This is a genomic window from Pseudoalteromonas sp. UCD-33C (assembly GCF_001306895.1).
In the GTDB taxonomy this organism is placed as follows: Bacteria; Pseudomonadota; Gammaproteobacteria; order Enterobacterales; family Alteromonadaceae; genus Pseudoalteromonas.
Window position 1 is genome coordinate 20,583 of record NZ_LJTB01000006.1, and the last position, 15,192, is coordinate 35,774.

A 15,192-nucleotide genomic window follows, 5' to 3' on the forward strand; every position below is an offset into this window, starting at 1 on the left:
ATGACGGCATATCTGCGTATATTTTTATTACTTGTGTGCTTGAGTGTGCTGTCTTGGTATAGCTTTTCAAGCGATCCTAGCTCTGATGAGCAACAAGGTATAACCAAAACCGCTGTGAACCTTGCTAATTGCCAACAGCAATTAGCGCAAAGCCGCATGCAAACTTACGCTGAACATTATATTTTGCCCTATCAGTTCAAGTTATTGAGTTGGAATATCTACAAAGCACAAATAGATGGCTTACTCACAGATTTACAAAACCTAAATGCCGATGCTGATATTGTGTTACTACAAGAAGCTATCGAAGAACCTGCACTTACAAAGCTAAAACCTTACTGGCGCTTTGCTAAAGGGTATAAGAGCGGTAGCGTGCAATCAGGGGTTATGACACTCAGCCGCTGGCCAGCTACTGTACATTGTACACTCACCCATAAAGAGCCTTGGCTACGTAGCCCAAAAGCCACCAATATTGTGGAGTATGCGCTGCCTGAACAACAGTTATTACTCAGTATTAACCTACATGCCATTAACTTTACGATTGGCGTTAGTGACTTTAAGCAACAGCTCAACGATGCCGCCGCTATTATGCGAACGCATAAGGGCCCAATCGTATTTGCCGGTGATCTCAATACCTGGAGTGATGAGCGCCAAGCCTTATTACAGCAAACATTGACCCAGCTAGGTTTGCACGAAGCTATTTATTTAGATGATAAGCGCACCAAAGCATTTGGATTAGCACTTGACCAAGTATGGGTGCGTGGTGTCAAAATAGAAACTACCGTTGTACCTGAGTTTGCAAGCTCAGATCATAACCCAATAATTGCAACCTTGACGATAGAGCATCAAACGCTATGAGATTATGTATGAGAAGATATTGGTTTATCGCGTTAATATTATTGAGCATTAGCCAATTCAGTGATGCAGCCACCCCAGAACAAGAGATAAATCACCTCATTGATTTTGTCGCTAAGAGCGATGCCGTATTTATTCGCAATGGTACAGAGCACTCAAGCCAAGATGCTGCCGAACACCTTGCTATGAAGTATCGAAAAGCAACCCGCTATGCAAAAACTGCCGAAAAGTTTATCGAGAATCTGGCGAGTAAAAGCTCATGGAGCGGTAAGCCCTATAAAGTAAGACTCAGCAATGGGTCGTTACTCAATGCAAAAGATTGGTTGAGCAATGAATTAAAAGAGTACCGCCGAAACCAACATATTCATAATTAAAATCATCAACACACAAGAAGCGAAAAGCCATGCAAGAACACAAAAATCAGCCACTCAATGACTTTATTGAGTACCCTCATGACGAGATGCTTAAACGCGCCGAAGAGTTTTTAGCCGTGAGTCAGCGTCGCCACAGTATTCGCAGCTTTAGCGACCGCCCAGTGCCAAAAGAAATAATCGAAACCTGTATTAGAGCGGCTGGCACTGCACCAAGTGGTGCCAATCATCAACCTTGGCACTTTGTAGCAATACACAGCAGCAATGTGAAAAAACAAATTCGTGAAGCCGCTGAAAAACTAGAGCGCTCATTTTATGAAGGTCGCGCGGGTGAAGAATGGTTAGATGCCTTAAAACCACTTGGCACCGATGCCAGTAAGCCCTACCTTGAGCATGCACCTTGGCTAATTGCCGTGTTTAGTCAAAAGAAAGGCGGTATTTCTGCCGATGACAAAAATACCAATTACTATGTTCATGAATCTGTTGGCCTAGCAACCGGCTTTTTAATTCAAGCACTACACAGAGCTGGTCTTGCCACCCTCACGCATACACCAAAGCCAATGAGCTTTTTAACCGAAATTTGTGGCCGTGATAAAGATAATGAGCGCCCTTACATGCTGCTAATTGCAGGCTACCCAGGCACAGATGCAACCATCCCTGAGCATGCCTTAGTGAAAAAGTCGCTGGACGAAATAGCGACCTTTATTTAGTTTTAAAATCAACAGCCAGCACATCACCCGGGTTTAAACCTGAAACGATGTGCTGCTTACCATCGAGCATTTCACCAAGGCGCACATAGCGACGCACTATCTGATTATTTTCAAGTAAATAGACCATACTCAATTGGCCATATTGGTGCACCCAGCTTGACTCAATCAACACCCCTTTTTCAGTGGCGAGCGGTAATTGTAATTGTGCATAAAGCCCAGGCATTAATCCAGTTTGCGCATCTGTTTCTAAACGGATTTCCATACTACGCGCAGCACTATCAGCAACGGGTACAATTTCTGTCACTGTGGCAGGCATTGACGTAGATAAAGCAGGTAATTTAACCGTTAGAGTTTGCCCAACATTCAACTTAATTGCTTGTTGTTCTCTGACATTAAATGCTAATTGCAATTGTTGTGGGTTATACAGTGCGAGTAATGGCGTGCCAGGCGTTGCGGTATCGCCAGGCTCTGCAAAACGCTCAACCACAACACCTGAAATCGGCGCTTTAATTTGCGTAAAACTCAGTGCAACTTGCGCTTGTGTTTGCTGCTGCTTAGCAATCGCTAGGTTCGCAGTTAAGTTATCGAACCTTGCTTTTGCATCGTCGTATTCGCTAACAGATACCAAGCCTTGCTTGTATAAGTCGTTAATACGCTTTAGTTGTTTCTCCGCTTGAGTCAGCGAGGCATTAATTGCATTTATTTGTGCTTCGCTTTGAGCAAGCCCAGCTTTAAAGTCATCTTGCTGCAAGGTAATTAGCACGTCACCTTGTTTTACAGTATCGCCAGCGCGTACATTTAAACGCTCAACTTGTGCCATTACACGAGAAGAGATTTGCGTATTTTGTTTTGCAATCACGGTGCCCGGTACAACTTCATCACGAGCAATATTTGCCAGTGTCACTGTCACTAACTGGCCAGTGTAATCATTTGCCGATGGGTTTTTCATGCCTGCAGCTTGCTTATCAGAAAAACTGCCTGCCATGTAAAGTACCGCCACAATGATCACAGATAACGCGATGATTGAACCAATAAGTTTTGATTTACCCTGCATGAGCTTGTTCCTCTTTGGCTGCATCCTTTGCAAACACTAAATAATAAACCAGCGGCACAACAAATAATGAGAACAATGTTGATGCCACAATACCAAAAATAATTGCGATCGCTAGACCGCTAAATACCGGATCTAGGGTGATCACCAAGTTACCTAATAAGGTGGTTCCCGCAGTCAGTAATACAGGGCGCATACGCACGGTGCCTGCGGCGATTAAAGCCTGTTTAATTGCCATACCTTGGCCGCGAGCTTGATTAATAAACTCAACTAAAATAAGTGAGTTACGAACCACAATACCGGCAAGTGCAATCATGCCTATCATGGCTGTTGCGGTGAATAGCACCGGCTCTGGAGCACCAGCAATGCTGCGCTCTCCAAATTGATTTAAAAGCCAAAAACCCGGCATGATCCCTATTACGGTTAATGGAATAGCCGACATGATGATCAGTGACAAACTGGCAGAGTTTGTTTGAATGCGTAGGATGATAAAAATTGCTGTTAGCGCAAACGCAAAGGCAATCCCCATATCTCTGAATACATCGATGGTAATTCGCCATTCACCTTCACCACTAAAGGTCACGTCAGTGCCAGCTGGTAATTGCCAAGCTTGGCCACCACCATTATTGAAAAAGTGCCTACTTTGCCAATCTGTTTGGCTAAATTCGTCAGCGCTGATGCCTAAGTCGGCATTAACGTCAGCAATAATTTCAGCGGGTGTACGACCATTTAGCTCAGCCATAACATATACAACATTACGCTGATCTTTACGCATAATTGGCTTGGCAACCTCTTGATGCTGAAATTCACCTAACTCAGATAGCGCCACCAGCGGCCGCGGTGCACTTTGCAGCCCAAATTCGTCACTGGTTTTTGCAAGCTCCCTATCACCACGAACTTGTAATGCCAGCAATTGAGCAAATTGGTTACGGTCTTGATATGGTAGTTGCAGTTTTATATCGACAGGATCTGTTTCGCCGCTAACATATAACACCCCAACATTTTGCCCATGCGAGGCAATGGCTAAGGTCTGGGCAATATCTTGCGTAGACACCGCCGACAATGACGCTTTACTTTTATCAGTAACAAAACGTTGTAACGGCGCATTGGCAGCAATACTGGTATCAACCTCAACCACATGCTGCTCTTGCTTTAATCTTGCAGCAACAGCAAGGGCTGCTTGATAGTGAGTGTCTGTATCAACAAATGGCTCACTGTAAACTTCAGCCACTAAGGTACTTAAAACCGGCGGACCCGGTGGCACTTCAACCACTTTAATAACAATGCCATCGGTTGCCAGTGGCGTTAATGCCGCTCGCAAGCGCATGACCACGCCATGAGATTGATGATCACGCTCAGTTTTATCGAGCAGTAATACTCTGAGCTCAGCTAAATTAGCAGCTTCACGTCGATAATAGCCACGCACCATACCATTAAAGTCCATGCTTGATGGCTGACCAACGTAGGCTGCCGCCTCGCTTACTTCATTTAATTGCCAAGTGATGGTTTGTACTTGTCGAGTGAAAGCGGCGGTTTGCTCAAGGCTCGTGCCTTCTGGCATATCAATTAAAACTTGCAACTCGTTTTTATTATCAAACGGTAATAGCTTTAGAGGCACTGCACGCATTACGGGTAACATGGCACTGGCGATAAACAAAGCTAATGTGGTCCATAAAACGAGTTTGGCGCGGCCTTTAGACTCAAGTAATGGCGATAACATGCGCTCGTATAAGCTATGGGGATTAGCTTCTAGTTGCATGCTGTCATCGACTGGCGCTTTTAGTAATTTCATGGCCAACCATGGCGTGACAAAAAATGCCACTATAGTCGAAACCATCACACTAACCGGTACATTAAATGCCATCGGTGCCATATACGGCCCCATCATGCCGGTGATAAATGCAAGTGGGATAAATGCCACCATAATGGTCAATGTAGACATAAACAGCGCCACACGAATTTCGCTCATGGCATCAACTATGCGTTGTTTTTTATCGCCTTTTTTTGTTAAAAAGCGACTTATGTTGTCTATCCCAGTAATGGGATCATCAACCAATAGACCTAAAGAAAGTATTAATGCAAACAGCGTGACTCGGTTAATCGTATAGCCAAAGGCAAAATCAAGTGTCAGGGTGATGCCGTAGCAAATAGGTACCGCTAGCCCCACAACAATCGCTGGTCGCCAACCTAAAAATACGCCAACAAAAATAACCACGGTAAATACCGCAAACACTAAGCTCGAGGTAAGGTTATTTACTTTTTCGTTCGCTGTTTGGCCATAGTCACGCAGTACGGTGTAGCCCACTTCATCTGGTAGTAGATTAGCCGATAAACTGTCCATCATGCTGTGCACTTCGTTGGCTACAGCTACCGCATTGGTACCTGCTTGCTTAGCGACACTAATGGTCACTAAAGGAAATTGTTGTTGGTTATCTGAATGAGCCAACCATTGATAACTTTGTGCTTCGCTTGGACCATCACTCACCTGGGCCACATCGCTTAGATAAACACTCTTACCGTTTACCACGTTGACAACAAGACGTTCAATCGCAGATTGAGAGCGTAAAACATCACCCACTTGTAAGGCAATTTGCTGCTTACCCTCAACAACACTGCCCACATTCACTAATTGGTTAGATACGCTAAGCGCATAATACACATCGGTTAGGGTTGTTTGATGTGCAGCAAGAGCACTTGCATCAAGGTTAATCGTTAATTGACGAGTTCTACCTGCAATCACTTTCACTTCGCTGGTATTTTCGATGCGCTGTAAACTGTTAGCGATTTCGTTAGCAAAGCGGGTAAGTTGATAATCATCGTAAAGTTTTGGATCTTTACTAAATAAGCCCAGCATCACAATGGGTACATCGTTCACTTCAACCGGACGTATTTGCCATGAGCTGATCACTGACGCCATCGTGTGTTGATAGCTATAGAGTTTAGCGTAAGTGTCGAGGATGGCTTGCTCACGATCGTGACCGACTTCAAAGCGAAGAGTAACAACAGTAGCATTACTTTGTGTAGTCGAGTAAATATGCTCGACGCCCGTTAACTGCGCCAATAACTTTTCCAATGGTTCAGTTACCAGCCTTGCTACTTCTGGCGCTTCAACGTTTGGCGCTGCCACATATATATCAAGCATCGGAACCACAATTTGCGGCTCTTCTTCACGGGGTGTTTGCTTTAATGCCATTAAACCAAGCAGCACCGACATAATAAAAATAATGACAGGGAGGCGACCGCTCAAGCTGTTTTTTACTGCATTATCGATAGCATTCATTGCTTAATTACCTTTGCAAAATAAGCCATGTAGGGTCGCTAAGATTGATACCACATTTTCATCCACCACGCGGTAATAAATAGTTTGGCTTTCGCGTCGAGTCGCAACTATCTGAGCTTTTCTCAGCGCCGCTAAGTGTTGCGATAATGCAGACTGCGCCAACGGCACAGCTTCGTTTAATTCGCTCACGCTCATTTCACCATCTTGGAGCGAACATAAGATCATCAAACGATTTTTATTCGCCAATATCTTTAGCATTTGCTCTGCTTGTTCCACATTGTCGGCCATAGCCGCAAAATCGATGTTCATAATCACACTACTCTATATTCTTAAAATACCGCTAAAGTATAGATTGATATATTAGAAAAGTCTAATATTAGAATTTACTAATGTAGAGTTATCTAATATATTAAATACATCACTCTGTTATCGAGGTCTTATTATGAAACTAAATGACGCGCTTCGCCTAATTGCTGGTGTAATGATCTGTATTTCATTGTTGCTACAACAGTTTCACAGTCCGCTGTGGATTTGGTTTACGGTATTTATTGCTCTAAACTTAATTCAATCGGCATTCACTAAGTGGTGCCCAATGATCACCATTTTACGCAAACTTGGCATGGAGGATTAGTATGCTGACCCCAATTCCTGACTTAATGAAAATTATTGCCCCAAACCAGCGCCGCATTAGCGCTGACCAAGCAAAACAAGAATTAAGCGAAAACCACGGTTTATTAATAGACGTACGAGAACCTGCTGAGCACGCAACTAAAGCAGCAACAGGTGCAATTAATATCCCGCGTGGTGTACTTGAAATGAAATTAATGGAAATTGAAAAAGATCCTGCAAGACCCATTTACTTACACTGTGCAAGTAGTGCCCGCGCCACACTAAGTGCCGAAGCACTGACTCGTGTTGGCTACGAAAATGTCACTGTAATCACCTGTAATGCAGAGCAAATCTGTCAGGTTTTTTAACGCTTTTCATCTAATAGCGTAACTAACATTTGTTCAATGTTTTTTACGCTATAAGTAAGTGAGCGCAGCAGTTCTAACTGAGTATCTTCAGGTTGATGTTCAACCTTAGCACTGCTGCTTTGAGTCATTTCATCTTTTTGTTTCAAGATTGCTTCGCGAAACTTCTCAGCATCAACCACTCCGAGCAATGATACCAATGCACCTTGTCCTGATTGACCTGCCGTTTCAAAACTCAGTCGATAAAGGCCAAATTGACGCATTAAAGGACCTTGGCTAAGTGCCACATCGGTTATTTTTTCAAGTGGGATCGATTTTTCTTCTTTAAAGAAGACACCGCGTTTTACCACTAACTTACGCGTTAACAACGTGGCTGACATCGCCGCTAAAATACGCCCTGCCACCAGCCAGATTATTAACGCAACTATGGGAATGAAAGGGATCCCTACCATACTAATCACACAGGTAAAAATACCCAGTAATAACCAATATTGTTTTACTTTTGGATCAAAGCTAGCACTCGTTAAACTGGTTTCTGTCATCATAGGCTCCTTGATAGAGAGTTATGACAATATACAAACTTTTCATTAAATACAAAAAAAGCCGAGCAAAAGCCCGGCTTAAGGGTACTGCAGGGAAAGCTATTCCACTGCTTCAACCGTCACTGTTAGTTTACTCAGATCAGGTCCTTGCACTGTAAAACGATAATCGCCAGCAGCTGCAATACTCAAGGTGATATCACCCCCAACGGCTTCTAATAAGGTCGCTTCACCAATAATAGCGATGGGTGAATCACCACTACCGCCATAATTTATGGTGTTCCAGTCACTTGAAGCGACTTTGAATCCATATTCTCCCACTTCAAGTGCCAGTGTCGTACTATATAAAGCATCGCCAGTATAAATTAACGGATCCACTGGATCCCAATTATTCATGCTGCCTCGCAAATAGACTTGAGTGTCACCAAACATTTCTGCATTAAATACGGTCATGAGTGGCTCTTCAAGGTTACTAGCATCAAACACAAACTGATATTGACCATCGCTGGCAATATCAATGGTCATGTTTGAACCTTTTACTGCGAGTAATTTTTCTGTACCTACAGTTACTGCTGCGCTACTTTCACCTGAGCCATAATCGACGGTATTCCAATCACTTGAAGCAAACTTAAAGCTATAACTACCTGTAGTTAATTGTTTAGTGAAAGTATAAACACCTTTGCCTTGGTACATTAATTCATCACTGGTATCCCAACTATTGAAGTCACCGCGCACATAAATTGGCGTGCCAACAAATGGCTCTTCGTTGTAGACGTTAAGCACTGGGTTATCGGTGTCTGTGGCATCGAATGAGAACACATAAACAGCATCCATTGCCGCCGTAAAGGTCATATTGGCACCACTGCGTGTCAATGGCTCATCTTCACCTTCGATCACCTCAGCAACATCGGCAGAAAGCGCACCAAAATCAACAGTAGACCAATCTTCAGAAGCCACTTTAAATTCATAGCTACCTGCTGTTAGAGGAATCGCAATTTTGTACTCGCCATTACCCACATATTCAAAGCTATTTGCCGTACCCCAGTCATTTAACGAGCCACGAACATAAACTGTTGTGCTACCAAATGGCACAATATCTGGCGCACCCACAGTCGCATCGGCACTTAAGCCTTCACCTTGTGCATCACCTTGTGGTTTCACAAACACAGCTACAGTATAAGGCGGAACATTAAAGGTACCTTCGCCTTCACCAGCCATAAAACTTGCTGCTGACATACTTGAGTCAACACTCGCTTTTAAAACAGGGTGAAGCTCAAAACCCGCAGCCGTTGATACTGTATGCGATAAGCTTTGCTCCGTACCGTTCATCACCACGACAATGGCATCGTATTGGCTATCTAGGTCAGTCAAACCAATACCATCATCGATACTCATCACGACTAAGCCTTGCTGTTGACGCTTACCAATATTGTGGAAGCCAACGCGGTCTAAAATGTCTTGCTCTGTGGTTAAACTAAATAGTGGGCTGGCACTACGAATTGCTAAGAATTCAGTAAATACATTACTTGCGTACTCAATATCGCTTGCCATCGCTTGTGCGTTAGGATTTGCTGAAATAGGTGCAATTTCGCCCCACTTCGCTTGGTTATCTTGCGCAGGAGGTAGGCCTACATTCCAGTTATTGGTATCCATACTGAAATCAACAAAGTTGAACCAATCACCAGAATCATAGCTGTTACGATCCATTGATTTAGAACGCAGCATATCAGCACCCATTTGCATAAATGGAATACCTTGGCTCATCAGCGGCATAGCTAAAGCCATATTGTGAACACGCACACGCTCTTCAATACTTAAGTTAGTACCATGCTTATATTGCAGCTGATCCCATAGTGTTTCGTTATCATGCTTAGAGACATAGTTAATGCTATCAGCTGGGTCAAGGGCATAAGCTGCTGGCTGACCACCCCAACTAAAGCTGCTGCCTTTTGCTGAATTACCTTTGAAGTCTTTAAGAATGTAGTTTTGTAAGTTACCTGCCAGTGATAAACGCAACGTATCTTGCTCAGATAAATTGCCATCTGTGGCATTATTGCTAAAGAATGCACCACCACGAATTGCTTCACGAATACGGTCATTAAAGGTACCTACTTCTGTGCCAGCCATATCCATTTGTTTAGCTTGCACAAATAAACGGTTATCTGCGACTTCATCAAAGTTCCATCCTTCACCGTAGAAGTAGGTATCAGGATCAACTGCTTGCACTGCATTAAGCGCTGCCATAATTGAGGCTTTTGGCATATGCCCCATCACATCAAAGCGGAAGCTATCGTAACCAAAGTCGCGGGCTAATATCATCATAGAGTCAGTAACGAACTTATCCATCATGACATGTTCAGTAGCGGTATTTTCACAGCAGGTTGAACGCTCGATATCACCAGAGGTTTCGTTGTATCTGTGGTAATAACCCGGAACGAGTTTATCGAACACTGATTTATCCCAAACACCTGATGAGGTCGTATGGTTGTAAACAACATCAAGCACGACACGTAAACCTATTTCTTGTAAAGACTGGATCATCGCACGCGTCTCTTTGACTCGTGCAATACCTTCAGGCGATGAAGCGTAAGAGCCTTCAGGTGCAATAAAATGATGCGGATCATAACCCCAGTTAAAGCTATCAACACCACGCATTGCATTAGCAAGTGCTTGAGCATCATCAGAGCCTGGTAGATATGACGCCATTAAATCAACTATCAATGCACTCTTATCTTCGGTTTTACATGCATCGGCATCATCGTCAATGCGGCTACATAAATCACCTAAGGTTGCAGTAATATCAACACGCTGACTGGCATCTTCATCAATGGTGCCAATATCTGTCAGTGGTAGTAAATGGAAATGAGTTAAGCCATTATCTGCCAGCTTTTTGAGGTGTTGCATTGGTGCGCTATCAAGCTCAGTAAACGCAAGATACTTACCACGGTTTGCTTCACTGACGGTTTCATCCCGTACACTAAAATCACGCACATGACCTTCGTAAATGACCGCTTGCTCAGGGTAATCAACCGTTGGCACCATACGCTCATCCCAGCCAGTTGGTTTAGTATCTTCATCATCAAGGTTGATCAGTTGGCTATATAGACCATTGGTTGAAACGTTTAATGAATAAGGATCTGTGCTCCATAAGCTTTCAATTTGCTTAGTCGCAGGATGATAAACATCAAATATAAAGCGGTAGTAATGGCGATCGTGACTTATATCGACATTGCTAGACCAAATACCCGTTGTGCTATCAAAGGTCATAGCAAGTTGTTCAAGCTCTGTTTTATCAGCATCATACAGCGCTAATTTCATATTGCTTGCAGTCGGCGCCCATACCGACACATCAATGCCATTATTGGCGTAATGCACACCTAGTTGTGCTTCATTAGCATCACTTTCGCCACTAGTGTATAAGTCATCGAGGGCTTTAGCGGCTTGCACATAAGTGGCTTCTGTTAGCTTGCCATCAGCATCATAGCCTGCCACAACCAGTTGTTGTTTAATAAGCTCTTTTGCAGCGGCTGCATCCCAGTTACCTTGGTATGCATTCCATCCAGCAAGGTGCGGCACTTTAGCGATTTGTTCATCGCTTAAAGATGTCGATGTAAGCTCAACCACTTGACCATTTAACTCACCGGTATCTTCATCGACAGCTAAATCAGCACTGTTTGATGAGTGTAATTTAATAATGCTTGTCAGCTCATTACTTGGCTGGTAAATCACAGTAGACAAATCAATCCAATGCGCTGAAGCACCAGAAATACTCACCGGGCGCTCACCTAAGCTAACTATTGGATATTCAAATACTGATGGTTCACCATGAATAGTAAAGTTCATTCGTTGGAACTTTTCATCGTCCTGCATCAATGGCATTTTTAAATCAACATCACCAAACGCTTTGCCAGACCCTTCGGTACCAATATGCACGATGAAGTTAGCACACTCGTTGTAACCTTCTTTTAGTTTTACAATCCAGTACGCGCCATAGTTAGGATCAATACCATCGTATTCATGCCCATTGGCCCAATCAGTGGCATCAAACGGCGCTGCGTACGCATCACAGTCATCGTTATTCCATGAGTGTAATCGATAACCTTCGTAGGCATCATCACTGGTGCGGTTATAGAATAAGATGGCTTCGTCATCTGCAGGGAAAACCACAGGATCAGGCAAAGTGGGATCAGCGCCTACCACGCAGCTTTCATTATTCTCATCGGGTACCGTTGGTGCCGGACAACTAATCGGTGGTGGATCAACACACTCAGTCCCCGCTTCATTGGGAACTTGCGGGACACTACAGGTCAATAAAACTTGCCCAGAATCTATATCGTTACTAGCGCCACCACCACATGCAGTTAGCAATACCATGCTACATGCAATCAGTAAGCGGCTAAAATTAGCTATTATTTTCATATTATTATCTCCAACTTACTGATCAATGGTTATAGGTAAAACCTAGATAAAACTGACGACCAAAAAATTGCGTGGTGCCTGTTTTACTGGTTGTTCCAAAGTAGCTTTGTGTTGGTTCATCGGTTAAGTTATTCACTTGTAATAACATGCCGAATGAATCTGTGAACTGATACGACGTTTGGAAATCGACAACCGTTTCTGCATCAAAATTCACCACTTGCTCATTGACAGCAACTTGCTCTGAAACGAAATCATCGCGATAACGCACATTCAAACGTGTTTCAAAGTTTTCATAGCTGTAAAAAAGTGTGCCGTTAAAGACATTGTTTGAAAGGCCAGGCAAGTCTTGCGACACAGAATCACCACCTAAATCGGTAATAGATTGCACCTCACTCTCGGTATACGAGTAACTGGCGTTAATACCTAAACCTTCAAACGGCGAGGGTAAGAAAGAGAAAACTTGCGTATAGGCAAGCTCAATACCACGAATATAACCGCCTTTGGCATTGTTAACCGCAGTTGTGTACACCCCATTCGTGGTTTCGATTTGCTCACCGCTGACAGGGTCAACAATGTATTCTGGTACGTTAAAACCATTACCTTTAAAGTCAAAGTTCTCTATGGCTACCGTATCTATGAATGAGTCGATATTCTTATAAAACGCAGCAACAACCAGTGCACCATCGGTGTCTTCAAAGTATTGCTCGTACGAGATATCGTATTGATCAGCATAGAAAGGTTTTAAGAATGGGTTATTAGTACTTGAACCGTTAATTTCGCCGTCATTGTTAACCGATGCACTGGCATCACCCGCTAAACGGTTAATCGGAGCGCGCGCCATCACTTTTGCCGCAGCAAAACGAATTTGTGTCGCGTCACTCACTTTAAAGTTCAGATTTAATGAAGGCAGGTAGTCTGTGTATTTAATGCCTAACACGCTTGGCGCATAAAGGTCGTTAACAATGCCATTGTCATCAACAATATATTGCGCTCCTAGCTGCGGATCGCCACCGACGTTTTCGAGTACCGTCGCTGACTGATCGGTATCTACTCGGCGAATACCAATATTACCTGTAACGGGTAGAGTGCCAATTTCAGTATCAATGTTAAGCATAAGATAGGCTGACACTACTTCTTCATACACTGAGCCACTTTGTAACATGGTCCATGAGTAGTTAGTGGTATAGCCTTGCGCATTTGGCTCACCATCACCATCTAAATCCACAACACCATCGGCGTTACCCCAGGTCTGTACTGGCTGCGGAGTTCCATCAGGAAACCATGCGTTGAGTGCTTTATCTAAATCGATCGCTAAATATGATGGGAAATAACTAAACTCACCTTGCCAATCGACTACTGTAGTCATGTCATCAGTAAGACGAAGCGGTGGTTGAGTCGAGGAGAATGCACCATCGTTACCGTATTCAAATACAGAGCGATTATTGCTGTACTCACGGTCTGAATAACGAGCGCCAAATTCAATTGAGCTAAACCAGTTATTCTCTAACTCATACTTAAAATCGAGTCGAAATGCTTTTACTTCATCTTCATTTTCATACGGGTAAATACCGTATTTACTGACCATAACTCGGTCAATATCGCTAAATGCGTCGGCTTGGTTAAAACCTACATCAGGCAAGTTTAAGCCGTTCAATTGATAGTTAAGCGATACATTGGTATCGAACACAGGGTTCTCAACGGTGGCATCTTCTGCTACCAATGCCCACAGTAAACCATTGCGGAAATTACTTTTCGCACGTGATAGCGACACGTCAGCATTGACGTTTAAACGCTCAGTAACTTGCCAATCGGCATTAATGCCATAGCTGTCTACTTCATCAAAGTCTTGGTTATCATCATTAACGATTTCAACACGGGTAAAGCTATTTGATGTGCGGTTAATTGCACCACCAATCACCGCATTACCGTCAAGCACAGGGTTAGCATACACCGCAGACGGACCACCAAACTTAACCCGAAAACCACGGGCAAATGATTCGCTATCAAAACGTGATAAAAACGCATCACCTTTTAGTTTAAAGTTATCGGTTGGCACCCATTCAATTGAGGTTAAATAACCATTACGGGTTTCTTCACCACCTAAGTGCTGAAGCTCAAACCCTTCACTGATGTATTCATTAGCAGGGTTATCTGCAGGGCCATCGGTATCATTTGCTAGCCCATCAACATCTTTATTACCGTTATATGCTAAACCGATAAACTGAGTCGCCACACTTGGTTGGAATAAGCGCGCGTAACCCACTGCGACACCTAGCGTATCGTCAAGAAACTTGCCTTGGTAAGAAAAGCTAATACGGTCGCCATACTCCGTGGCATCAAATACCTCTGAAGCACGGTCGTTATACATACCACGCACATTCGCAGTAAATTTGTGTTGCTGGTCATTATCCAATGGGCTGGCTGTTTGTAGCTCTACCGTACCTGCTACGCCCCCTTCAATAAGTGAGGCCTTAGGCGACTTGTAGACCGCCGCGGAACTGATTAACTCTGACGGGTATTGGTCAAACTCAATACTGCGACTACCACTAGTAGATACTTGCTCTCGACCATTTAATGTCGAAAAAACAAATCCACCAGATAAACCGCGTATGTTGATTTCGGCAGCTTGGCCACCGGTACGTACCGCCGAGATCCCCGGTAGACGTGTTAATGCATCAGCCATAGACACATCAGGTAATGCCCCTAAGTCATCAGCTGATAGTTGCTCAGAGACAGTGTCGCTAAAGCGTTTTTGATTTAATGATTGAATTAAGCTGCGACTAAAGCCGCGCACTTCGATTACTTCTAGCTCAGGATCGATTTCCTTTGCTGATGTGCGTTCTTCTTCCGTCGCCGCTATTGCACTATTTGCTGCCACTAAAGCCAGCATAAGCGCACTTAGCTTGAATTTCCCCATTGGATTTCCACCCTGTTGTCGTTGGAGGTGTTGTATTTGTGGTTATTGTTGTTGTCAAAAAACAACCAATAAAGTGTAA

11 protein-coding genes are annotated in these 15,192 nt (G+C 43.6%); 5 read left to right on the forward strand and 6 right to left on the reverse strand.

The genetic code is table 11. The annotated features are described in order from the left end of the window. The 3 genes from AOG26_RS12720 to AOG26_RS12730 are packed head-to-tail and all read left to right on the forward strand — an operon-like array spanning position 1 to position 1,933. Positions 1 to 855 (forward strand): endonuclease/exonuclease/phosphatase family protein, encoded by an 855-nt coding sequence (locus tag AOG26_RS12720; RefSeq protein WP_054562826.1) that lies wholly within the window; start codon positions 1 to 3, stop codon positions 853 to 855. Positions 856 to 863: 8 nt separating this feature from the next. Next, complete coding sequence (locus AOG26_RS12725) at positions 864 to 1,226, forward strand: DUF5329 domain-containing protein (protein ID WP_235575493.1); 363 nt, start codon at positions 864 to 866, stop codon at positions 1,224 to 1,226. A gap of 29 nt (positions 1,227 to 1,255) precedes the next feature. Continuing rightward, entirely contained in the window at positions 1,256 to 1,933 is a 678-nt protein-coding gene (locus tag AOG26_RS12730; protein WP_054562828.1) for a nitroreductase family protein, read from the forward strand. On the opposite strand, the gene AOG26_RS12735 is transcribed toward AOG26_RS12730, so the two are convergent. From AOG26_RS12735 to AOG26_RS12745, 3 genes are read right to left on the reverse strand one after another with little or no spacing between them, the layout of a single operon-like run. Beyond that, a complete protein-coding gene (locus AOG26_RS12735) occupies positions 1,926 to 2,987 on the reverse strand; it encodes an efflux RND transporter periplasmic adaptor subunit (RefSeq protein ID WP_054562829.1) in 1,062 nt (353 codons plus the stop codon). The genes AOG26_RS12730 and AOG26_RS12735 overlap by 8 nt on opposite strands. Then, complete coding sequence (locus AOG26_RS12740; protein ID WP_054562830.1) at positions 2,977 to 6,264, reverse strand: efflux RND transporter permease subunit; 3,288 nt, start codon at positions 6,262 to 6,264, stop codon at positions 2,977 to 2,979. Before AOG26_RS12740 ends, AOG26_RS12735 begins: the two co-directional genes overlap by 11 nt. Positions 6,265 to 6,267: 3 nt before the next feature. Then, positions 6,268 to 6,573, reverse strand: coding sequence for an ArsR/SmtB family transcription factor (locus AOG26_RS12745; RefSeq protein ID WP_054562831.1), 306 nt, complete (start codon positions 6,571 to 6,573; stop codon positions 6,268 to 6,270). A gap of 133 nt (positions 6,574 to 6,706) precedes the next feature. Between AOG26_RS12745 and AOG26_RS12750 the strand changes: the two genes are divergently transcribed. Both AOG26_RS12750 and AOG26_RS12755 read left to right on the forward strand, forming a co-directional pair. Further along, the gene (locus AOG26_RS12750; protein WP_054562832.1) at positions 6,707 to 6,895 is read left to right on the forward strand and encodes a YgaP family membrane protein; all 189 of its coding nucleotides are present in this window, start codon (positions 6,707 to 6,709) and stop codon (positions 6,893 to 6,895) included. 1 nt (position 6,896) lies between these two features. Then, positions 6,897 to 7,241 carry a rhodanese-like domain-containing protein gene (locus tag AOG26_RS12755; protein ID WP_054562833.1) on the forward strand — a complete coding sequence of 115 codons (345 nt, stop codon included), beginning with the start codon at positions 6,897 to 6,899 and terminating at the stop codon, positions 7,239 to 7,241. Here the strand turns inward: AOG26_RS12755 and AOG26_RS12760 are convergent. The 3 genes from AOG26_RS12760 to AOG26_RS12770 all read right to left on the reverse strand — a co-directional run bounded on the left by AOG26_RS12760 (position 7,238) and on the right by AOG26_RS12770 (position 15,113). Next, positions 7,238 to 7,780, reverse strand: a complete 543-nt coding sequence (locus AOG26_RS12760) for a PH domain-containing protein (protein WP_054562834.1) — start codon at positions 7,778 to 7,780, stop codon at positions 7,238 to 7,240. The genes AOG26_RS12755 and AOG26_RS12760 overlap by 4 nt on opposite strands. A 99-nt stretch (positions 7,781 to 7,879) precedes the next feature. After that, positions 7,880 to 12,196: an alpha-1,6-glucosidase domain-containing protein gene (locus AOG26_RS12765; RefSeq protein WP_054562835.1), complete on the reverse strand. Its 4,317-nt coding sequence runs from the start codon at positions 12,194 to 12,196 to the stop codon at positions 7,880 to 7,882. Between the two features lie 22 nt (positions 12,197 to 12,218). Continuing rightward, on the reverse strand, positions 12,219 to 15,113 hold the full coding sequence (locus AOG26_RS12770; RefSeq protein ID WP_054562836.1) for a TonB-dependent receptor: 2,895 nt from the start codon (positions 15,111 to 15,113) through the stop codon (positions 12,219 to 12,221). Positions 15,114 to 15,192: the final 79 nt, after the last annotated feature.